General features: G+C 36.5%; 20 protein-coding genes. 10 read left to right on the top strand and 10 right to left on the bottom strand.

Annotated features, from left to right (window positions below):
• The first annotated feature begins 120 nt into the window (after positions 1 to 120).
• The 3 genes from N473_RS15400 to N473_RS15390 all read left to right on the top strand — a co-directional run bounded on the left by N473_RS15400 (position 121) and on the right by N473_RS15390 (position 4,097).
• Complete coding sequence (locus tag N473_RS15400; protein ID WP_063368683.1) at positions 121 to 1,815, top strand: NAD-dependent malic enzyme; 1,695 nt, start codon at positions 121 to 123, stop codon at positions 1,813 to 1,815.
• A 136-nt stretch (positions 1,816 to 1,951) separates the two neighbouring features.
• On the top strand, positions 1,952 to 2,770 hold the full coding sequence (locus N473_RS15395; RefSeq protein ID WP_063368682.1) for a hypothetical protein: 819 nt from the start codon (positions 1,952 to 1,954) through the stop codon (positions 2,768 to 2,770).
• A 520-nt stretch (positions 2,771 to 3,290) separates the two neighbouring features.
• Positions 3,291 to 4,097: a hypothetical protein gene (locus N473_RS15390; protein WP_063368681.1), complete on the top strand. Its 807-nt coding sequence runs from the start codon at positions 3,291 to 3,293 to the stop codon at positions 4,095 to 4,097.
• 58 nt (positions 4,098 to 4,155) lie between these two features.
• Here N473_RS15390 and N473_RS15385 read toward each other — a convergent pair whose 3' ends face one another.
• The gene (locus tag N473_RS15385; protein WP_081221208.1) at positions 4,156 to 8,295 is read right to left on the bottom strand and encodes a hybrid sensor histidine kinase/response regulator; all 4,140 of its coding nucleotides are present in this window, start codon (positions 8,293 to 8,295) and stop codon (positions 4,156 to 4,158) included.
• A 269-nt stretch (positions 8,296 to 8,564) separates the two neighbouring features.
• Here N473_RS15385 and N473_RS15380 point away from each other — a divergent pair, with 269 nt between their 5' ends.
• From N473_RS15380 to N473_RS15365, 4 genes are all read left to right on the top strand, one after another.
• Complete coding sequence (locus N473_RS15380) at positions 8,565 to 9,263, top strand: SIMPL domain-containing protein (RefSeq protein ID WP_063368680.1); 699 nt, start codon at positions 8,565 to 8,567, stop codon at positions 9,261 to 9,263.
• 68 nt (positions 9,264 to 9,331) lie between these two features.
• Positions 9,332 to 9,706, top strand: a complete 375-nt coding sequence (locus N473_RS15375; RefSeq protein WP_063368679.1) for an MAPEG family protein — start codon at positions 9,332 to 9,334, stop codon at positions 9,704 to 9,706.
• Positions 9,703 to 10,332: a sulfotransferase gene (locus N473_RS15370; protein ID WP_063368678.1), complete on the top strand. Its 630-nt coding sequence runs from the start codon at positions 9,703 to 9,705 to the stop codon at positions 10,330 to 10,332. The genes N473_RS15375 and N473_RS15370 overlap by 4 nt, the downstream gene beginning before the upstream one ends.
• 81 nt (positions 10,333 to 10,413) lie before the next feature.
• Complete coding sequence (locus tag N473_RS15365; protein WP_039610079.1) at positions 10,414 to 10,986, top strand: tRNA-(ms[2]io[6]A)-hydroxylase; 573 nt, start codon at positions 10,414 to 10,416, stop codon at positions 10,984 to 10,986.
• A 798-nt stretch (positions 10,987 to 11,784) separates the two neighbouring features.
• On the opposite strand, the gene N473_RS15360 is transcribed toward N473_RS15365, so the two are convergent.
• The 4 genes from N473_RS15360 to N473_RS15345 form a co-directional block, all read right to left on the bottom strand.
• Positions 11,785 to 12,651, bottom strand: a complete 867-nt coding sequence (locus tag N473_RS15360) for a hypothetical protein (protein ID WP_155735625.1) — start codon at positions 12,649 to 12,651, stop codon at positions 11,785 to 11,787.
• A gap of 153 nt (positions 12,652 to 12,804) precedes the next feature.
• On the bottom strand, positions 12,805 to 13,425 hold the full coding sequence (locus N473_RS15355; RefSeq protein WP_063368676.1) for an HNH endonuclease: 621 nt from the start codon (positions 13,423 to 13,425) through the stop codon (positions 12,805 to 12,807).
• A gap of 10 nt (positions 13,426 to 13,435) precedes the next feature.
• Positions 13,436 to 14,251 (bottom strand): hypothetical protein, encoded by an 816-nt coding sequence (locus N473_RS15350; protein WP_063368675.1) that lies wholly within the window; start codon positions 14,249 to 14,251, stop codon positions 13,436 to 13,438.
• A 32-nt stretch (positions 14,252 to 14,283) separates the two neighbouring features.
• Positions 14,284 to 15,819: a hypothetical protein gene (locus N473_RS15345; protein WP_063368674.1), complete on the bottom strand. Its 1,536-nt coding sequence runs from the start codon at positions 15,817 to 15,819 to the stop codon at positions 14,284 to 14,286.
• A gap of 813 nt (positions 15,820 to 16,632) precedes the next feature.
• Here N473_RS15345 and N473_RS15335 point away from each other — a divergent pair.
• Positions 16,633 to 16,845, top strand: a complete 213-nt coding sequence (locus tag N473_RS15335; protein WP_063368672.1) for a hypothetical protein — start codon at positions 16,633 to 16,635, stop codon at positions 16,843 to 16,845.
• 339 nt (positions 16,846 to 17,184) lie between these two features.
• Here N473_RS15335 and N473_RS15330 read toward each other — a convergent pair whose 3' ends face one another.
• From N473_RS15330 to N473_RS15320, 3 genes are all read right to left on the bottom strand, one after another.
• Positions 17,185 to 17,487 (bottom strand): hypothetical protein, encoded by a 303-nt coding sequence (locus tag N473_RS15330; RefSeq protein WP_063368671.1) that lies wholly within the window; start codon positions 17,485 to 17,487, stop codon positions 17,185 to 17,187.
• Positions 17,488 to 17,755: 268 nt separating this feature from the next.
• Positions 17,756 to 18,313, bottom strand: a complete 558-nt coding sequence (locus tag N473_RS15325) for a hypothetical protein (RefSeq protein WP_063368670.1) — start codon at positions 18,311 to 18,313, stop codon at positions 17,756 to 17,758.
• Positions 18,313 to 18,816, bottom strand: a complete 504-nt coding sequence (locus tag N473_RS15320) for an RNA polymerase sigma factor (RefSeq protein ID WP_063368669.1) — start codon at positions 18,814 to 18,816, stop codon at positions 18,313 to 18,315. Before N473_RS15320 ends, N473_RS15325 begins: the two co-directional genes overlap by 1 nt.
• Positions 18,817 to 19,016: 200 nt before the next feature.
• Here N473_RS15320 and N473_RS15315 point away from each other — a divergent pair, with 200 nt between their 5' ends.
• Both N473_RS15315 and N473_RS15310 read left to right on the top strand, forming a co-directional pair.
• The gene (locus tag N473_RS15315) at positions 19,017 to 19,295 is read left to right on the top strand and encodes a hypothetical protein (RefSeq protein WP_063368668.1); all 279 of its coding nucleotides are present in this window, start codon (positions 19,017 to 19,019) and stop codon (positions 19,293 to 19,295) included.
• 19 nt (positions 19,296 to 19,314) lie between these two features.
• Complete coding sequence (locus N473_RS15310; protein ID WP_039610073.1) at positions 19,315 to 19,545, top strand: hypothetical protein; 231 nt, start codon at positions 19,315 to 19,317, stop codon at positions 19,543 to 19,545.
• A gap of 49 nt (positions 19,546 to 19,594) precedes the next feature.
• Here the strand turns inward: N473_RS15310 and N473_RS15305 are convergent, their stop codons facing one another.
• Positions 19,595 to 21,382, bottom strand: a complete 1,788-nt coding sequence (locus N473_RS15305; protein WP_063368667.1) for an ATP-binding protein — start codon at positions 21,380 to 21,382, stop codon at positions 19,595 to 19,597.
• A gap of 112 nt (positions 21,383 to 21,494) precedes the next feature.
• Positions 21,495 to 22,043: a DinB family protein gene (locus tag N473_RS15300; protein WP_063368666.1), complete on the bottom strand. Its 549-nt coding sequence runs from the start codon at positions 22,041 to 22,043 to the stop codon at positions 21,495 to 21,497.
• Positions 22,044 to 22,236: the final 193 nt, after the last annotated feature.

Raw genomic sequence — 22,236 nt, 5'->3', positions numbered from 1 at the left:
CTCTCTTCCGTTTACAGGGCCGTTTTATTGGTCTGATGTGCACTAAAGATATTGAAAATTTGTGTACTTAGACAATAATGATCCCTTATATCAAAAAATTAAGAGTCACAGCTTGTAAATATGACTAAACAAACCGACCCTAATTACCTCTATATCCCATATTCTGGCCCAACTTTATTGGAAACTCCGCTTCTAAATAAAGGCAGTGCATTTAGCCAGCGTGAGCGTGAAAGCTTCAACCTTGCAGGTTTAGTACCTCCTCGTTATGAAACAATTGAGGAGCAGGTAGAACGTTGTTATCAACAATTTTCAAGTTTCAAAGATAATCTAAACAAACATATTTATTTACGAGCTATTCAAGATAACAACGAGACGCTTTATTACCGTCTAGTGAGAGATCACTTGGAAGAAATGATGCCTATCATTTACACTCCGACTGTTGGTGATGCATGTGAAAAGTTCTCTGATATTTACCGTAGCTCTCGTGGATTGTTCATTTCTTACGAAGATCGCCATAACATCGATGACATTTTACGAAATGCGACAAAAGGCAAAGTAAAGGTTATTGTTGTCACTGATGGTGAACGTATTCTTGGCCTAGGTGACCAAGGTATCGGTGGAATGGGGATCCCGATCGGTAAGCTTGCTTTATATACTGTGTGTGGGGGTATCAGCCCTGCATATACGCTACCTGTGATGTTGGATGTTGGTACTAATAATGAGAAATTATTAAACGACCCAATGTACATGGGGGCAAGGCATAAGCGTATTAGCCAAGAAGAATACGATGAGTTTTTAGACCTGTTTATCAAAGCAGTTAAGCGCCGTTGGCCAAATGTATTGCTGCAATTCGAAGATTTTGCACAGCCAAACGCAATGCCATTGTTAAAGCGCTACCGTGACGAAATTTGTTGTTTTAACGATGATATCCAAGGTACAGCCTCTGTCACTGTAGGCTCTTTGCTTGCTGCGTGTCGTGTTAAAGGAGCCAAGCTTTCAGAACAGAAAGTTGTCTTTGTGGGCGCGGGTTCTGCAGGTTGTGGTATCGCGGAACAGATTATCGCACAAATGGTGTCTGAAGGCGTTTCGGATGATCAAGCTCGTAGCCAAGTATTTATGGTTGATAGATTTGGTCTATTAACAGAAGGAATGGAAGGGCTTAGAGACTTCCAAGCTGCTCTCGTACAGACTTCAGCAAACTTAGAAAGCTGGAACTATAGTGGAGAATACGCATCTTTGCTAGATGTGATGCACTGTGCACAACCTGACATTTTAATTGGTGTATCAGGCCAACCTGGTTTATTCACTGAACAAGTCATTAAAGCAATGCATTCAGGCTGTGAGCAACCTATTATTTTCCCACTGAGTAACCCATCTCGCCAAGTGGAAGCACATCCAAAGGATGTTATTGAATGGACTCAAGGTCAGGCGATTGTTGCTACTGGTAGTCCTTTTGAACCTGTTGAGTTTGACGGCAAAACACATGTAATTCCTCAGTGTAATAACAGTTATATTTTCCCAGGCATTGGTTTAGGTGCACTTGCCGCAAAGGCGACTCGTATTACGGAATCAATGTTGATGGTTGCGAGTGAAACACTAGCAGAATCATCACCTTGGGCAAATACTGGTAAGGGTAGCTTATTACCTTCGCTCGTTGAAATCGAACAACTTAGTAAGCGCATTGCGTTTGCAGTTGCCAAAAAAGCGATGGAAGAAGGGGTATGCTTGGATATGCCTGACGAGCGTATCTGGGCTACGATCGATAAAAACTACTGGATGCCTGAATACAGAAACTACAAACGTTGTAGTCTCTAACAGTAAAAGTTGTTTTTAGAAGCCCTCTTATTGAGGGCTTTTTATTAAGAAGTGCCCTTTGAAATAGCAAACTAACGTTTTAAGGCTATACTCAAAAGATAAATAATCGCACGGACTGCATGCTGCCGGAGTAACTATGCTGTCCAGATTTGTGTTTATTTTTTTGTTGTTTATGTCTTTTTGCGGCTTTGCCAAACCATTAAAAATCGAAATTGTCTCTGATTACAACCCTTCATTTGGAGAATCTCCAGGCGATTTAGCTACCCAACTTTTACTCATTATTACACGTAACCTAGACAAAGAAATATCAATTAAGTTTGTTCCAGCAAGCAGGGAGAGAGAGTGGCGAGAATTAAAGCACCATCAAAATATTTGCCTTTATAATAAAGTAAAAACCCCAGAGCGTGAAGCGATGGCTGTGTTTGTATCATTCCCTCTGATGGCATTTCCTTCTAACCGCCTTATCTTAAGAAATAAAAAGTTCGTGTCTATTGAAATTTCTCTTAAAAAGGCACTCGCTATGGGTCTTCGTATTGGCGTTACGAAAGGCCGCTCATATGGCCTAGAGATAGACGATTTTATCAAAGCAAACGCAGACAGAATGTTCATAGGTGAAGGCAATAATAGTGCGTTTAGGTTAAGGCAAATGCTTGTTCAGGGGCGGCTTGATGGGATCATCGAATATAGCTCCGTATTTGTGACCGATTTTCCATCAGAAGAGGTTTTACAAGATATCTCATTCCATGCAATAGGTGATACCCAAGCAACCATTTTTGGTTATATCGCATGTTCCGACTCGAGAATTGGAAGGGCGGCAGTAGATCTTTTTGAACGCACTTTACAAAAAAGAAAAATTCAAAATTTAATCATTCAAGCACATGCAAACCTATTCCTTCCACAGGAAGAAGTGTTTATTACTAACTCTTTAAAAAAGGCATTTAGTATCACGGATTAATTGCCTAAAGGATTACTTTTTTTAATTAATGTTTTTTTCATTGTTGTCAAATTATTGAATCACTATGCTTAGTTATCAAATTAAATTTTTTTGGTAGAGTAGAATTTAATATGATTTAGTATTTTGATTAGGTTAGATCACCTTTTGATTTTACTTTTTATTTTTCAATAAGCATCACATTGTTTTTTCTTAATCTTATTTGAAATGCGCTTTATTTTTATAACCAATTGTATTTATTGAATATAAAACATTATAACCCTTCTCACCTCTAGTTTTTTCTCACTGTAACATGACTGAATTTCTAGTAATTTCAATTTGCATACACACTTTTTAAAGTGACTGGTTTCCAGAGATTTATAGCGTTTACAAGCTCATTTCAAACACCTAACTTAGATAGCGAGACAAACGTCGGCACTTACAAAAATATATTTATTGATGATGTGTCAGCGCCGTAAAAATTCGACGATTTGCCTTTATGTATAAGGCTTCAAATTAATTAATCTAATAAAAGGGATTACAAATGAAAATTAAACTTCTCACTACTGCTATATCTTTATTTGCAATGAACAGTGCTGTTGCAAGTGTGACACTAAATGACCTAGATGGTTACGACCGTGAGTCTCACTATACTGGTAATTTGATGGAACGAATTGTAACAGACTCAGAGCATTCGCGTACTTTTGGAGCTTGGGTTTTCCGCGCAGATAAGTATGGCTCATGTTCAACGGGTGCAGTGTATGATGAAGTTTCTGGTGAGTTTATCGCTAATGTAGGTATTGGCCCAGCTGGACATAATACTTCTCATATTGACAGAGTTGTGTTGCAAGGCTACTTCTCTGAAGCGCAACTTCAGCGTACTCGCGTTTTATCTTTGAGCTGTGAATCAGAGTTGGGTGAAAGTTATGTTGTAAAACACAAAATCCCAGCAGTACCAAAAATCACTTGGGATGCAAGTTTAACGGGTGTCGGCCCTTGGCAAACTCCTGACTGTAGTGGTCAAGCGCAACACTGTGGTGGCGCAGGCTGGTATGACCAAGTAAGCTATACATCTTCAGTGCTTGTAAACAATGGTACGGAAGACGGGTATTGTACTTCTCAAATCAATGATGGCTTGGTCTCTAAAGTATTCAGTGGCAATGACATGACGCCACTATTCCATACAAACCACTTCGCATTGAACGAAGAAGTATATAACTTCAATGGTCGTGCATTTAGACAAACTGTTTCTTGTCATAATCCAGCAGGAACGACAGAGCATCAAACCGTATGGGAAGTAACGGGTGAAAATGATATCAACCTTGTTGTCGACCAAGTAATTTACAAGTAATCTTTATAAATAACAAATGGGCCTTTTTGGCCCATTTGATCTTAAATGACTAGAGTGATCAATCAGTGGGGGTTCCGCTTTTTTTCTCTAACCAATATTTGATTTTTTTATATATTTTGTCCGTTTCAATTGGTTTAGTTATGTAGTCATCCATGCCTGCATCAAGACACTTCTGTCTATCTCCTTGCATTGCATTCGCAGTCATCGCAATGATTGGAATACTGGCTACTTGTTCATCTTCTTTTGATGACCTAATATTTCTCGTCGTCTCATATCCGTCCATTAATGGCATCTGACAGTCCATCAATACTATGGAATATAAATTTTGTTTGTTATCTTCAGCTTTTAGCATTTTAAGTGCTTCCACGCCGTTTTCAGCGATTTCTGTTGTCAAACCTAGGCTATCTAGTATACGCATTGCAACCATTTGATTAACTTTATTATCTTCGACCAAAAGGACACGCGTTTGAGTATCAAATTTACGTTTATCTTGAGTAGGCGGTTTTTGTTCTTCTTTCGCTGAGATTTGAATGAATGACTGAATATCATTATTTACGGTAGCGAGCGCTTTAATTAGGTCTTTTTTTGTGGTCGGTTTCGTATAATAGCCATCTAATTCAATAGAGGAGTTTGCTATTGTTTCGTACTGTTCATTTAGTCGAGTCATCATAACTAATTTGATTGATTGATTTTTCTTTTTGATCTCTTTGGCCATTAACTCGCCACTTAAGCCAGGCAGTCTTTTATTGAACAACACAATATCGATAGACGTCTTCGCAATAAGTCTCAGCGCCTGATCTGCATTAGACGCTTCATAAACTGTGACTCCCCAAGATTCTAACTGTTTTCTAATTGCGTGGTTGCTAGAAGAAATAGCATCTACTAATAAGGCTGTAATGTCCATGCTAGCCAAAGAGAACACTTTTGGATTGTCCTCATAGCTTTGCTTGAGTAAACAATTTACTTTAAAGCAACTGCCGACACCAACAGTGCTAGTGACCGTGACGTCTCCGCCAAGTAACTGACAGAGCTTTTTAGTAATACTCAACCCTAACCCTGTACCGCCGTACTTTCGTGTTGTGGATGCATCTACCTGTATGAAGGAATCAAATAATGTAGGGAGCTTTTCTTTTGGTATGCCAATCCCCGTATCGCTAACAGCACAAATAAAGTCATAATGATAAGGCGTACTGCTCTGGTGAACTGACGCGGTAATAAGAATTTCGCCACGCTCTGTGAATTTAATTGCATTGCTGACGATATTGGTAACGATTTGCCTTATTCGACCTGGGTCTGATTTGACCATGGGCGTTTTGATATCGGCAAAGTCAAGAATGATACTGACGCCTTTTTCTTGTGCTGCTAAAGCCATAGACTCTGATAAGTGCTCCAGTAATAATCTGATGTCGAAATCAACAAATTCCAACTCTAGCTTGTCAGCTTCTATTTTAGAAAAGTCGAGAATATCATTTATAAGAGTGAGTAAAGAGTGCGCACTGGTACTGGCAATATTGACAGAATGAGATTGCTCGGACGATAAGCCGCTATTTTTTAGCAGTTCAAGCATACCGATAACGCCATTCATTGGCGTGCGAATTTCATGGCTCATATTTGCAAGAAATTCAGACTTTAAACGCGTCGCTTCTTCTGCTTTTTTTAAGGCACCTTCGAGCTTTCTTGCCTGGGTCTCTAAAGACGCCGTTTTTTCCGATACTTGCTTTTCAAGTTGAACAACAAACTGCTTTTGTCTTCGAATTTCCATTTTTTGCAATTTAGTACGCAAGTACACGACTAAAAAAATGCTAGATAAAACGATGAAAGTATATGTGGAATATGCCCACCAAGTTTTCCATGGTGGAGGTGAAACATGTACATTCACGGACAATATGTTGTTTCCCCATTCACCACTGCTGTTGGTCGCTTTTACTTGAAACTGATAAGTACCACCGTCTAAATTAGTAAACGAAGCGGTATTCCTATTGCCAATTTCTATCCAATTATCATCATACCCCTCTAATTTATAGGCATAAAGGTTCTTGTTTGGTGAATGAAAATCTAACACTGAAAACTCAAATGAGAAGATATAGTCTAAGTAAGAAACATAAATATCTGTGACATAAGAGTAGGGCTTATCCAACTGTATTGGCAACCCCATCTTATTAAAGCCTGTTAATACTAAAGATGGTTCCTTAAAAGTAGATTGTTGTGCCCGAGTGCTAAAATACTCAATACCTCTTTGGCTGTTGGTGAACAACAAATTTTGTTCACCTTTGATCAAGCTATTTGGGTAATAATTAAGTCCTAGTAAGCCATTTTGGCTGTCAAAGTTAACGATTTTTCCTGAGCTAGGAGAGAATTTCGTAATTCCTTTATTAGTGGTTAACCACAAGTTACCTTGTTCATCATCCGAAATAGAGCGGATCAAATTGCTAGGGAGTCCATTCTTAGTACTAAAGTGCACAAACTGGTTCTCAGACAATTTATATAAATTTAGGCCCTGTTGAGTTGCAATCCAAATTTCACCATCGTGTGTTTCATAGATATCTTGAACAATACTACCAAGGAGGCTATTTGGGGATTGTTTATTATTCACAAATGGTTGGAAAAGCTGCCGTTCATCTAGCCAAAGGTTGATACCATCTCCAGTACCGACCCACATATTTTGAGATTTATCTTTGTAGATTGTTAGCACTTCAGGGTGAGACAAGCCATATTCCTCACCCAAGTGTCTAAATTTTTGCGAGCTTACATTGTAGATATAAATGCCATTTTTATAGGTACCAATCCAGAGGTTTCCTTGTTTATCAATAGAGAGGGCTCTAATTTCTCTAAATTGTTCATAGTTTTCTTGATCTCTAGGGTAGGTTATAAGTTCAAGTTGATTAGTATTAAGATCAAATTTTGCTAACCCATCATCTTGGGCAATCCAAACGATATTACTGTCGTCTAAATACAATACGGGTTGTTCCAAGAGTCTATTCGGGTCAAACCCATACTCTTGACTAAATACCTCATTTGTTAAAGCCTCTAATTTACGCTCAGACGTATCCCACTTGAACAGCTTAGAGTTGGAATTAGCAATTAGAATGTCACCTTGATGGTCTGCTACAATTTCGTTTGGTGCAGTTAGTTCAGCACTATCAATGGATTTGAATTTACGGTGGGGGACTAGTTTGAAAATCCCATGTAATTCATTTGTTATCCAAATTATATTGGCGCTGTCTTCGAAAATAATCCTCGCACCACTGCTATACTCCAAATCTAGCTTCATGATGCCATCTGTGCGTTCATCCCTTCTGAAAACACCTCGGCTAGTTACAAACCAAATATACCCTTCATGATCTTCGATCATGGAGTTTACTTGACCTAAATGCTCTCCTTTGACCAAACCAATCTTTCTAAAAGTTTTAGTTATGGGATCAAGAATAAAAGGGCCTTTTTGAGTACCAACGTATATGACGCCTTGAGATGACTTTAATACATGTCTAATTTCATTAGCACCAGTGGGGGTTTTATTTTGCGGGTCAGGGAAAAAATACTCAAACGTGTTGTTTTTTTTATTATATAGATTCAACCCGTAACTCGTTGCAACCCAGAGGCTGTCTGTCCCCTGGTTTTCAATACCCCAAATTCTATTATGTGATAAGCCAGCAGTAGTCTGGGTCGCTTTTTTGATATGCTCAAACTTATCAGTAGTTAAGTATTTGTTTAAACCGCCATCATAAGAGCCTAGCCAAATTGTACCGTTTAGATCATGAAACAGTGATTGAATTCTATTTGCGGAAATGGAATCAGGCTTGTTGACATCATGAAAGAAATTTTCAAATTGTCCTGTCTTCGGGTTATATCGGCTAGCACCACCTCCCCATGTACCTATCCAAATAATACCATCTTGGTCTAGCATTAAGTTTCCGGCATCGTTGTGCGACAACCCATTATCCGATTCACTGTCAAATTCAAATAGGGTAACTTTTCGGCCATCATAGCGCATCACGCCATTTTCAGCAGTGCCAAACCAGAGCATGCCTTGGTCATCTTGAATAATTGAATAGATCTCAGATGAGACAAAGCCGTCTTCAGCAGTTAGCTTTTTGACTGAATATTGATTAGTTAAGAGCGGTATGTCTGCAAAGCATACACTTGGTAATGCGGTTACTAATACCAAAAAGACCAAGTTGATTGAAAGCCGTGATCCCATAAGCTAGTCTAAAAACCGTATCGTAGGAATAATTATTAGTTATCTTAATAGGCTAGTTGAAATTATGCACAATTACTAACCGTCATGGACTTTTTTATTGAAAAATCAGTTAACTTACATATGTGTATTCAAATTTCAGACGTTCTAATTGATGTGCTCAGAGCCACCATTTTATCTGCCTACATTATTTATTCAGTATTGATTAATTTGTGTGTGATTCAATAAAGATGTTTATTAATATGAGATGAAATTTTTGTTTTGGAGACTTTATGCGTTTATTCACAGCTGCTTTGTCCATTTTATTGAGTACTTCTACCTTTGCTGGAAGTATTCCAACTTCACCGCATTTATACGTAAAAGGGTACTCCGAAGTTTCGGTACAACCTGATACTGCTATTATCAATGTTGCAATTAATGAGAAGAATAAAAATCTTCAAGACGCTAAATCTAATGTTGACCTAGTTGTTGCGCGAGCACTCGATATTGCAAAAAGCTTTGGTGTGAAAGGCAATCATATTCATGCGCAACAATTAAACGTATATAAACAAACTCGCTATAACCGCGCGACAAACGAAGAAGAGTTTACAGGGTTCAAAGTGTCGAGGAACATTACTTTAAAACTTAAAAATGTAGATCGATATCCAGAATTACTTCAGGCTTTTGTTGATAGTGGTATCAACCAATTTAACAATACGCAGTTCATAGTCGAAGATAAAGCTGAAATTATGAACGAGCTGAAACAGAATGCGATTAAACAAGCCAAGTTAGGTGCTGAAGAATTAGCCGATGGATTTGGTGTCGAGGTAGGCGATTTGTACTCAGTGTCTTTTTCACCAATGAATGTACCTGTACAGCCTTACGCAAGAGGAAAGGTTATGGCTGCGGAATCGATGAGCCTACAGGACTCATACAGTACTGGAGATACCAAGCTGACTGCTGAGGTTTATGCCGTGTACTATATCAAATAATAACCTCTTTTAAAGTCCCCTAAAAACAACGTATACTTTAAATTAAACAAGGAATAGGGGACTTAACAATGTTTAGCGGTCTATTTGCGGCAATATGCACGCTTTTATATATCAAACTCAGTTTTAATGTAATAAAATTACGTAAGTCTCACCAGGTTGGTATTGGTGATGCTGGACATAAAGATTTGCAGTCAAGTATTCGTGCCCATGCAAACTTCATTGAGTATACCCCACTTGCTGTGATTCTCGTTTTTACTCTTGAATATCAGCTAATTGGAGAACTACTTTTAATACCGCTTGCGGTGTTGTTTTTAGTTGGAAGGCTTTTACATGCCAACGCCTTATACACAGCTAACTTAAAATTAAGAGTAGCCGGCATGGGGTGTACATTTTTATCATTAATCGCAATGGCATTGATTAATATCTATTTATATTTCATATGAACAAAAAATTTTTCGTCCTAGGACTTCCGAGGACTGGAACGACAAGCTTATGTATAGCAAGTCTTGATATTGGACTTAAAACTGCTCATACCGCCTACACACAAAGTGCATTAAATACTGCTGAATTCATTGCTGATACCCCCGTTTTCAATGATTATATTCAACTTTACCAAGCATTTCCTAGTGCAAAGTTTGTCTACCTTGAGCGCGAATTGGCACAATGGGTCCCGTCAGTTAGACGCTTATTACAAAGAATGCTGCCAAAGTTACAAAAACAGGGTGGTGGTTTTAACGACACTTTAAAGCGTTGTTATTTTGAAACTTTTCCCGGTTTAAATGAACACCTTATCAACGATGATGCTTATTTAATACAGTGTTATAATGCACATCAGAAACGGGTTGAATCTTTTATTGAGATGAACAGCGTAGAGTATTTAAAAGTTAACTTATCTGATGCTAACTGTAATACACGCTTCGCAAAATTTATGTCAGTACCAAGTGTTGAGATTCCACATGTTAATAAACGGGGTAAGGTAACTGCTTGGAATGATATCAAGCACCCTTTAAAGGTCGAGTCGACTAGAAGTGGAAAGGTTGATAAAGATTCTGCTTTATATCAGTTTTAATATTAATGTCCGATACTAAATTGTACGCGTACAATTAAAATCACTAACAAAATCGTAAGTAGCAAGCGAGATAATTACCAAATGTTTGAATTAAAATATCACACGCCTTTTGAATGGACACACAAAGTAATGGATGATTTCGTTACATTTTTACAAGACCATGCTGCTGCAGAAAAAAAAGCATCGGGTATGGCAATGTCAATGTTAGGGCACTACCCGGATAGAACTAAATTAGTGAAAGCTATGGCAGACCTTGCGATAGAAGAAATGATCCATTTTAAACAAGTACTCAAACTGATTAATGAACGAGGCTTAGTACTTGGTAATGATAAACAAGATCCATATATAAAAAAAATGCGTGCTTTATTTAGGCAAGGCAGCGATGAGTTTTTGATTGACCGTTTACTCGTAGCAGCAGTGATTGAGGCTAGGGGTCATGAACGTTTCTCTTTGGTAGCAGAAGCTTTGCCAGAAGGAAAAGACAAAGACTTTTATGTAGCAATTGCAAAATCTGAAGAAAAACACAAAAATTTGTTTGTCGAGCTGGGCTATGAATATTTCGATAAATCAGTGATAGATACTAGGCTTGAAGAAATATTAATTGCTGAAGCGGAAATATGCGCAAGCATACCATTCACAGCTGCATTACATTAACCTTAAAAAAGCACTCTGAGATAGAGTGCTTTTTATGTTAAATAAGCATGAGAACTAAAAAGTGAAGGTACTGTGCTAAGTTAATTTAAGATAAAAGCTATATGCTAGGTGCTTAAATCAGCAAAAAACCAACCTACAATGAACTACAAAGCGTATAAACGCGCAAATATCTCATGCTTTGCGCAAATAGCGAACAACTTAAGCGATATCCTGACATTGATAAAATGTAGTAAAACTTTTGGTTAGATCATAAAAAGAAATGCTTATGTCGCATGACGGCTATAAAGTCTACCTACGGTTATATGTCATCAATATCGAAAGCTTGTAAAAACCTCCACATGACGTATCAAAAAAGGGATATTCGCTTGCAAGAATAGTCGATGAGGTTTTAACCATAATTAATTAAGGTAATTACATTAGTGTATTCGCTAAACAAAACTTCGTCACATCTTTGAGGCCTGTTGTGAAGGCTTGAATCAGTTCAAGAGCTTGCAAAAATCTAGATATGAGAATAATAAATACGATAAAGATAAAAGGCGTATTTATTAGGGTATTCATCAAAAAGCAATTTGTTTATAGCAGGCTTATTCGTCGAGCAAACAACTAATAACCTGTTTAGATATTACTTTTCAATAACAGCCGATAATTTACGTTATGTTAAATTACAATCTATTGATTAAGTTAGCAATCAAGATACGCTCTACTTTTAGATAGACACGTAATATTTAAAATATGTCCAATACTAGACGGTATCGGACATTAAGTGATTTATGCACGCGACTTTTGATTGTCTTGTTGTTATTTAACTTCGCTGATTGATATAGATCCATACGCCTTACTTAGAAAACGCTCCCAGCTATGCAGCTTTAAATCTTGCGCTATTTTTTGTGAGATCAAAAGTACAGGTTTATTTGAGTTGCCATTTCGTCTAGCCCCGACAAGTTTTACCGGCATTGGTAATTCAGTACCATCTACTGTCAAGGTTAAGTACATTTCTGGCCAAGCAAAATCGCACCTGAACCAAGAAAGCTCTTGTGCAGAATATGTTTTTGGAATGACTAGCTCTACATGATAACTATCATTTTCGAACCAATTATAACAATTGGCTGTCTGTGCTGTATGCGCATTTTCCCCAGCCATTAAAACTAAAACATCAATTTCAATATCCATTACTTTCTCAAGCTTAGATAAAATCTCGACCTTACTATTGCTTGGCGCCAAAAAAGATTCTGTTAGCTCGGCATGATAACTTTTAAGGGCCTCAAAAAACTCATCTCTTGATACAAATTCAGAGTAATCTTCTGAGCTGCCTTTGGCCATTGTGTTCCATACTTTTTCAGGAAGTTTTTCATTTAACTGCGGAAATGTTTCAAAGCTTGCACCTTTAATTTCTAACTTTGAATAATCTGTCTTATGGACCAATGAATTTTTAAACTCCTCATCTTTTAAAAACTCATTGACTACATCTTTATAAATTTCTTCAGGTGGATACAAAGATTTAATTATGGTTCTAAAAATTGCCCCTTCATTGACTAAACCCAATGTGAGAAATAACATAAACCCAGCAAGAAACGACCAGAATGCAACTTTATAAATTTTTAGGTTTTCAGATACGGTTAAAGTAACCTTCTTTTCAATCCATTTTTCATAACGATCTCTAACCATAGTCGTCGCTCCCTGAACTGACGTATCTTGAACATAATCTAGTTCAAGATACTTCATTTCTCAAGGTCGATTAGGCTAAAATCCCCTATACTTTACTGCAGAAAGTAATAAAAACTTGTAATTTAACATAATGTATTTTATTGGTGAAATTACCTATTTTACTAGATCTGCTGGAGAGATATCTTTTGTATTCGATTTTTTAATCCATCGATTTAACTCTACCGCTCCATAATGGTTTGTTTTATCGTGCGCCTTTCTGTACACCAGATCTAAACGGTTTTCGTGTGCGTTATGGTGAACTGCAAAGTGCTTAGAGTATTCAGCTTGATTTAACCCTGTTTTTTTAAAAAAATATTTTGTATCTTTTTTTACGTCATAAGTTAACTCGCTCGCACTTTTGGGCTTGTAAGAATGAATAGTATAGGGAGTAAAGTCAGGCATTCCATGTTTATCAAAGCGTACATTGGTAACTGGATGCCTTTTATTTTGTAAATGTGAATTTGCTAGTTTCTTTCCCCTTATACTTTCAGTACCAACTGAAGCTTGATTATTACTTTTTCGTTTTGATAATCTGATACTCTCAAGAACTTTTTTATTAAAACGAATAAAGCCAGCGATTTTTATATTTCTATTCAGACGATTATCAAACTTTTTTACTTTATGCTGTAGCATGTTTTTGTGATTAACAGCATGAAGCCCAAACCGCCCGCAACCGCCAATAAAAATGCAAAGAATAATTAATATATATAAACGATGATTTTTATTAAGTATCATTTTGGTACTTCTATAGTTTCGTCGAGTTTGGTGCAACGGTTGACCAATATGTTGTTGCCCCTATGTGTTCGAATGCAGCACGCCAAGCAACACGTAGTTGGTCTGGATTTGCACCCCCAGGCTTTTTAATAGCCACAAAATGAAGATGTACATCCAAATTTATTCCTCGATCAAAATCAGCTAAGTAATGCTTGGCTTGCTCTTCAAATTGTTTTAACTGTAACTCTGATCGTTTTACTAGCTTAACAGCCCTCTGTTGATAAAGGCCTTTATCACTATTTTGTCGCATATCTGAAAAGATATGTACAACAGTGCTCTGCCCAACTTGAAAATCTGCACTTGCAGCTATTTCAGCCAGTGACTCTAAAATTGGTGAATGTGGTCGCTCTTTTATTTTTTTTAAAATATCTGTAATTGCCTGCCTAAATTGCGGTTCAATTTTGTTTTTATAATTATTAATTGCGACAACTCTATGTTCTGACAAACTACCCATAGTTCCAAGTGAACACATCACTTTGACAGGTGCTGAACTGTGTTCGGTGCTATCTGTGAACGCAAAAATACTGACTTGCTCCCCCTTTCCTACCTTCTCAAGATGTTTAAGTGCAGTTTCGACGACAGAATCAATATATTGATTATCTATCGGGTCGGTAATATCAAAAATGAAAGCATGACTTTTGGGCATGTGCTCTTTAGAAAAACAGTTTCTATAGTTCAGCTTGGGCTTAGTTGCCTCATCATAAAGATAAATGACAAAATAAAAAGCTAATAATAAAAAAGCAATTACAGCACCGATTAAATGAACATGTTCTTTTGTTTTTTCCATCGCATTCTCCAATTTACTAAAGCTTAGTCAAATTAACTGCTCAAAGGCCCTAGATAACGTTTTTTTTCATCATCCGCGAATTTACTATTAGCCAATTTTCCTTTTTCTATATAGTTAATAATTTCATTTATTTGTTCGATTGAGGTTTTAACGGATTTTATTCGGTCGTTTAAATTAAAAATATTATCATCAATGAAATCAATCGTAGGCATTTCAATTTCATCTATTGAGTCAATATACCTATAGTTATCACTCTCAAACTGTTTGAAAAGCTCTTTTCTGAAAGTTTTACTATGCATACTCAATCTTTCTTGAGTACGAGACTTAGTCGATGATAACAAAGGTATATACTGCTCATAAAAATATAAGTTGCTTTCTAATTTTAGTTTCAGTGACTCCAAGCTTTTTAGAAGACTCGATGAGAATTTTTTCGATTCCTTCAAGAAGTTGTTTACTTCACTTTTAAATTGTGACTGCACTTCCACCTTATCATTTTTGGCTTTTAATAAGTCATCATAAAGCTTATTAAAATTAAGTATGGGATCAGGCTTCCATTGATAAATAATACGTGCGGAAGATAAAAACATAATAAAACTTATTGCAAATAAACCCTGCATATAACTATTGTTTTCAAAAGGAGCCATAAACCCGTCTCCAAATGGAATAAGAAATTCATGTGGTAAATAAGTGTTATTGACGATTGTATTCGTCATTAAGGCTTCCATTTCAATGTATTTATAGTGCAAGCTATGTATATAATTAATTATCGTACACAACATTAAATAGAAAAAAATAAAAAAAGGAACCCATGGAGCCATTAGCTTTAATTTTAAATATAAATTATTAGCTGGAATTTCATTATTCCTATCTACAGGATTCCAATTCCCTTTAGTTAACCTATAAAAAAAGCCACAGAAAAATCCAAGAACAACTATACCAGCTGCGTTAGTAGCCGATAATTTGATTGCACCATATGTGCTTTCTGGATGATAGTCAGCTATAATCCATCCAAGCATAGACAGTTCAGTAATTAGAGCAATAAGGAAATATAATACGTTAATAGGGTTTGTTAAACCTTTATGCGTAAATGGCTTTTTTCTTGGTTGCTGTGATGCAAAATAATCAAAATCCGATTTTTTTTCTTTTGCATTTTCATTCTTTTCATTTATGTCATTTTTAAAGCGTTGTCCAAGGTTTGATAACTCATTTTTAAAGTCTTGCGTCGCTAATTCAAACTCATCTTTTATAGTTGATAGCTTTTCTACAACGCTTTCTTTTTCTGGGATGTTATTATTTATTTTTTCAACTTGAACTTCATAACTTTTAGACTCTTTTATGATGTATTTTTGCTCGCATTGTGTCACTGCTTTAACAAGACTTTCTTTAGAGCTGTTATTCCCCTCTGAATAAATTTGATCACAAACAGCTTGGGCATCTTTAATTATGTCCTCAATTTTTACCTGACCATCGATACTAACTTCATTTTTATCTGAATTTTTATTTTTTTTGATATTTTCAACTTTTTTCTTAGCTTGCTCAGCAATTGGATCTTCTAGTTTATAAGACATTTAATTTACCTTACTTTTAAAATTCGTTATAAAGCCAAATAAAGTTATTAAAACTACAGTTGTGGTAATATATAATAAAGAAATGAGTGAGAAATCACTCCCGTAAGCACCGAAATATATGTAGTATAAGAACATCAAAATTATAGTTGTTACAATACCTGGCCATACTGGATAAGAGTTCTGAGTTATTTTGTGACAAACCCAATCATAATAAACATGAAAAACAAACCTTCCAATTTTTATACAAACATAGCAACACAGAGCATATAGGATAAGGGATATTCCAAAAAGAAAATCCAATATTAAAAATATCAAAGCAGGTACACCAATAACATAATCTAAAAAATCACGGCTTTTCATATTCATAAATTTAAATGCGTGATTTGTAATTGATGTAATAATTTCTGATGTAATAGGCAATAAGTAGTATAAGGAAATACATATAATAAAAAACACCAAAACCTGAGATAAAAAAGTAATTGGCATGGATATGTTCCAAATTGTGCGCAGCCGCTTTCGGTAAAGTGTGCCTGTCCGTACCCTGTCCTTGATTTTATCAGTGGCTTTAGAAAGCAGCCTTTTCATCAACAACCTCCTTTTACAATTGAAACTTAATAATAACCATATGGTTACAAATTATTCAAGAGATAAATTTTGTATTTCAAACAATAAAGGCTGTTTGGTCTTTACTAAGATGCCTTGCTCTGGTGAATGTGTTGCATAATCCTTTAATTATTGAGGGAGATCTTTTAAAATTGCCTCCAATTTTTAGCCAAACTCTCAAAATTCATCAATTTTATTAGAGGTCTTTCTGTGTCACCTGAGCCCATGACAGATTTAACGATCACACTTATCATTCTTTTAGTATCCGTAGGCATGGCTTTCCAAGGCAAAGTGCTCAAATCTAACCTTGCTGATAAAGAGAAAGAAGAAGCACATAGGCTAAAAAATCGTGCAAACCTTTTAATCATGTGTGGTGCATTTGTTGCGTTGATTCAAGTTGTTAAGCTAGTCTCTTTTTTATAAAGGGCTAGCTGTATAATAAAAATTGCGCTTTTAAAATGCGGTGTGTATCTACGCTAACTGAATCGGGGTAGCGATTCAGTTAGCCATAATGCTATATAGTTAAGTTTAAAGCCCGTTTAATAGTTGGCGACTTGATACTGTCCAACGTAAATTTTTTGCAGCTGACTCCTTCAGATGGTTCCTTTGATAATGTTCAACCACTTCTTTCCGTTGTACTCCAGTCATATTTAGTTTAATCATACATATTGCTGTGATCCCTGTATGAAAAAGTAACAAAATCTTTGTAAAACGCATCATCTCCGTTTATCTCTACTTTGATTGACTTTACCCACCCAAAAATCACACTTGAAGATACTTGTAATCAGCTAACACTCGCACTTGTTTTGTAACTTTAATCGTATGAATTGTCTCAGCCCAGCTAGGTGTAACTAAGTTACAACCAATTGATAAAATTGTTGAGCCCAATGATCCGGCACTAACACCAGCTATTACCATTTTATTTGAAAACACCTCGGATTCACTCTCAATATCTAAAAAATTCTCGTCAATAACCGTCGAGTCAGGCTCAATAATGATGTTCAACTCATCTGGATATACAATCTTTGATATAAGAAAAAGCCCTATAAGTGATAAGTATTTCATATTATTTTCTTTGCCTGGTTGACTTCATTCATTAACCAAGCTTGAGGTTGCTTGGCATATATGAATACAGAAATGTCAGGCCCTAGTGCCATTACAGTTTATTACAATGCGATTGGTAACTGGGTTCGATCTTCAAGATGCGATTAGTAAATAGCTGAGGTTTATTGTCGTAATTGCTTTCTAGACTGATGTATATGGGAGACAAGATTTGGCAAGTAGCAAAAGCACACTTCGCATTTGTGCTTTCACCAGTTCAAATCAGAGCGCTCTACTGCTCTAAAGTTTTTAAGACTTCTTTGGCTTTTCGATTCCTGAAGGTATAGAACGCGATAGATGCTAGTAATCCCAGTAATAAGCCCCCTTCAAGGGCGAAGTTTTTTATTTCACATACATCGGAATAACATATACTCAAGTTGAAAAGGCCAAAACCTAAAATAAATATCCAAGTACCTTTGGCATATAAGGTCCATCTATAGATCTCGTTTCTCAATAGCTTTTTGTGAACTTCAAGAGACGTGCTTATGTTTTCACTTTTCAGTTGGTTCAAGCTATCTAAACGACTTTTTACAGTCAAAACAAAAATCACAATCGCCCAAAAAGTGACAAATCCAATCCAGACAAGTTCGGGTAACCCCTTACCATCAATATATGCCCACACTAACACGTAACAGACACTTAGAATTGCTAATGCTTCAAAGCACACATTAAACTTTAAAATTGCACTTTGTCTTTTATGTCGTTTAAGCAACTTATCCATATGTGGTTGAGGCTTTTTTTCCGTTGATTGCCAAAGAGATGACAATTGTTCAAATTCATTATTATCCATCAATTCATACCTGCTAGTAATGTTGATAATTGCTCTTTTGCTCGGTGTAGCCTCACACCGACATTTGCTTCGCTTATCCCTAACACTTCACTCATTTCTATGTTATTTAAGTCTTCTAATTTCAGTAGCATTACTTGTCTCAAACTGAGTGGCAGCTTGTTGACCGCAATGATCAATTGATGCTGCCGTTGCGCTTGTAAAGCGCTTTTTTCTGGTGTTGGAGACTCGCAGAGTGTTGTTTCATCAAGTTCATCTTCTGAAATTCTACTATGTCGTCTTATGTGATCAATGGCCGTATTATGAATCACACGGTAAATATATGTATTGAGTGAACATTGATCGTTAAACCCTTCTAACGACCGCCAAACAGATAAGGCCATCTCTTGTGCTAATTCATCTGACAAAGCAGGTCGACTTTCGTATCCTGATGCTGCACGACTTATTTGTGGCCAAAATTGCGCGATGACTTTTTCTTTATCTATGTCCTTGGTGATACTTACCAACGATCTATGCCTCCAAGTTGTTTTTATTATTAGTCGTTACAGAAACACAATCATTACAAAAAAACTTAAATATTTTTAAGGTGTCTATTATTGCCGATTGTATATCGAATAAAAAAGTTTAAAAAGTTTGTAATGGATTTCTTTCCTCCACGACTAATCAGATCAAACAATACATTTTCACAATTATCAAAGGAGCAAAAATGCAAGCTTTGAAAAAGTTACAACAATGGAATAAAAAGCGTGTCCTAAGTACGATTTGGTTTGTCGTGGCAATTAGCTGGGTCGTCATGCTTGTCGTACTTTTCACTACCGAGACTAAAAGCATGCACATTACCGCGGTAACAATTGCTGCCATTACCACTGAAGTAGCAGTTTGGTGCACTGCAGCAGTACTAGGTGTTGCTGTTGTAGATGGCAGGAAAGCAATTGTTCGTGCAATTAAAAATAAACTAACGGGTCAACAAGACCTTAAAGATTAATCAATACGAGGCAATGATCATGAATTCGATAAATACTAATGAGAAAAAGCTAATTGCTGCATGGCTATTTTGTGTTTTATGTTGGGGTAATCTCGCACTGTTGATGCTGTTTTCACCGTTACCAATTTTGGAAGTCACTTCGTTGTGTTTCGCCGTGGTCGTTACACAAATCACAATTTATTTAACGAAAAAAGTGGGGGAGTCAAACCCTGTGGTTGCCTCTGTGTATAAGAGCTTACTAGGAGACTAACCGATCGCTATTTATGGTTTTGGCACCACTGTGTGCCACACTATTTCTATCAAATTTCTTCTTTTATATGTTCACTCAATGATTTATATAGCAGTGTTTGATCTATTGGCTTTGCGACATGAGTAGTGAAACCACTTTGCGAATATAACTCTATGTCGCTTTTCATTACATTTGCAGTAAGGGCAATAACGGGCAAGCTCTTATTCTCTTGCCGTATAAGTTCACACGCTTGGATACCACTCATTTTAGGCATTTGAATATCCATAAGAACTAAGTCAGGTACATTTTTTCTAAAAGCTTCGACTGCTTCAATACCATTTTTTGCAATCGATACATGGGCTTTTGTTTTTTCCAACATCGCAGTTATCACTCGGATATTAATCGGATCATCTTCGGCGACTAGGATATGCTTTTCAGCTAAAACGGGCACCACTACTTTGTTTTCAACATTCTTAATATGTCCAACTTTACTCGCTTGTAGCTTTATTAATGGCAGGCTAACGACGACATTCGTTCCTTTACCCTCTTGACTATTAACGACAATTTCGCCGTTCATTAGCTCAATGAGATTATCAGTAATGGACATACCCAGCCCAGTGCCACCAAACCGCCGAGTTATGGAGTTATCGGCTTGCTGGAAGCGTTTAAATAGATTACCTAGACCTTCTTTTGACATGCCTATTCCGGTATCACAAATTTTGAATACAAGCATAGACGACGGCTTTGTATCATCTGCGTAAATTTCAACGGTGACTCCTCCGTTATCAGTGAATTTAATTGCATTTGATACTAGGTTATTCAAAACTTGTTGAACTCTAATTGGATCACCTTTCCAGGTGCTGCTTTTCAATTCACTATCTATGCTGATTGTGAACGAAATAGATTTATTTTTTGCGGATAAAGAAAAGTCAGAGTTGAGATTATCTATCAATTTACCCAATGAAAACTCAATATTATCCAGCGACAACTCATTGGCCTCTACTTTTGAAAAGTCGAGTATATCGTTAATAATCTTAAGGAGGTTCTTGCAAGATTGGAGAGCAATAGATGCCGTTTCGATGTCTTTTTCTCTCGTAAGGTCTGAGTGCAGTTGTTGTAAAGAGCCCATTACTCCATTCAGTGGTGTCCTGACTTCATGGCTCATATTAGCCAAGAAATCTGACTTTGCTTGTGATGCTTTCTGCGCTTCCAATTTGAGAATATGCTCTTTTTCAAATGCATTTTTCAACCTGAAAAAATAAAGCACCAGTACACCGATAAAAATCATAACGCTAATTACATTCACGGTATGCGCTATGACAAAGTTATTGCTTAATTGATTTTCTTCTTGATTGATCCGTGCTCGGCTATCTAAATGAAACTTCGCTAAAGCAGCCAGTGCATCCGTATCATCCACTTGGACAGCTTTGTCGATCTCTTCACTTGAGGCACCTTTATCAATTAGCTGTAAAGCGAGCGACAAATTATCTTCGTACTCACTTACAACACTTTTGATGATTTTTAAAGACTGGTTATCGTATTGTTCAAAACGTTCTAGTGTTGAAATGATTTCCTTTATTTCAACAATTGATTTTCTCAACTCAGGCTCATATCGGGCTCTATCTTTTCTGAGTACTAAGTTTTTAAAATTATGGATGAAACCTCCATAGCCGAGGTGCTGCACTAAATCATCATGTAAATAATAAACTTCGTAAATATTGGTTGAGTAGTATCGCCATTGCGTTTCTACCTTGTGGTAAAAAAATAAAGAAACGAGCGTAAGCCCTAAACCAATCAAAATCACAAGGGAAAAGTTCAAACGTAATGTGTTTAACGCTTTGCTTGATTTCTTTTCCACTTAGCAAATTTCCTTTCAAATTGTGATTGATATAAAAAAGTGTAGCAATTATTTGCTCAGGCTCAATAACTTACTTTATCTACAAATATTTATTGATCGGACTTTTAAAAACTTAGCCAGCACTTTTTTTATCGGGTATATCTATCAAGTAGTCTGTAGTACCAATATCAACCCCTAACTGACTAAATAACGTCGATATTTGGCCTCTATGATGTGTCTGGTGGTTAAAAAGGTGAGATACCAGCTCACTAAACTCCCTTTCGCTGACTTCACCTTTTGTGTTGCCATAAGTCAAAGTAGTATGAAAATCAGCTTCTTGTACTTCATTATTTAACCATTCCAAAATTGCCTGGTCCACTTGCTCTCTGACTTTAATCAAAGGTTCTAATTGGTCATATAATATGTCGTTTAAGCTGGTTGGATAAGGCAGTTCGCTCAGCTGTATAAGCGTTTGATAGCGATTAGAGTGCTTTGAAAACCTAAGTAACCAGATCATATCACCTATGATTAAGTGATTCAGGGTGCCCAGTATTGAACCAAAAAAAGCGCCTTTATCATCTATAAGTTGATTGTGCTTGAGCGTTTTTGCAGCGTTGATCAACTGGCAATTCATACGCTGGTTATACAATGCCAATAATTTAAAATGCTCAATGTGTTTCATACTGGTTTACTTACTTAAATTAAGTTAAAGCCAGTGTATTACTCAACGAGTTAATTTGCTAATTTAAAAATATGTTTAGCGACTCATCTAATAAACATCAACAAACGCCACCAGTAAAATCGTCAAAGCCAACATGACAGTGAAATACGCTTAACTCACAAGTAGAAAGCACGTCAACAGCCAGCTTGCAAGT

Source organism: Pseudoalteromonas luteoviolacea CPMOR-1, from assembly GCF_001625685.1.
GTDB lineage: Bacteria > Pseudomonadota > Gammaproteobacteria > Enterobacterales > Alteromonadaceae > Pseudoalteromonas > Pseudoalteromonas luteoviolacea_K.
This window is presented reverse-complemented; position numbering and strand designations above follow the sequence as displayed.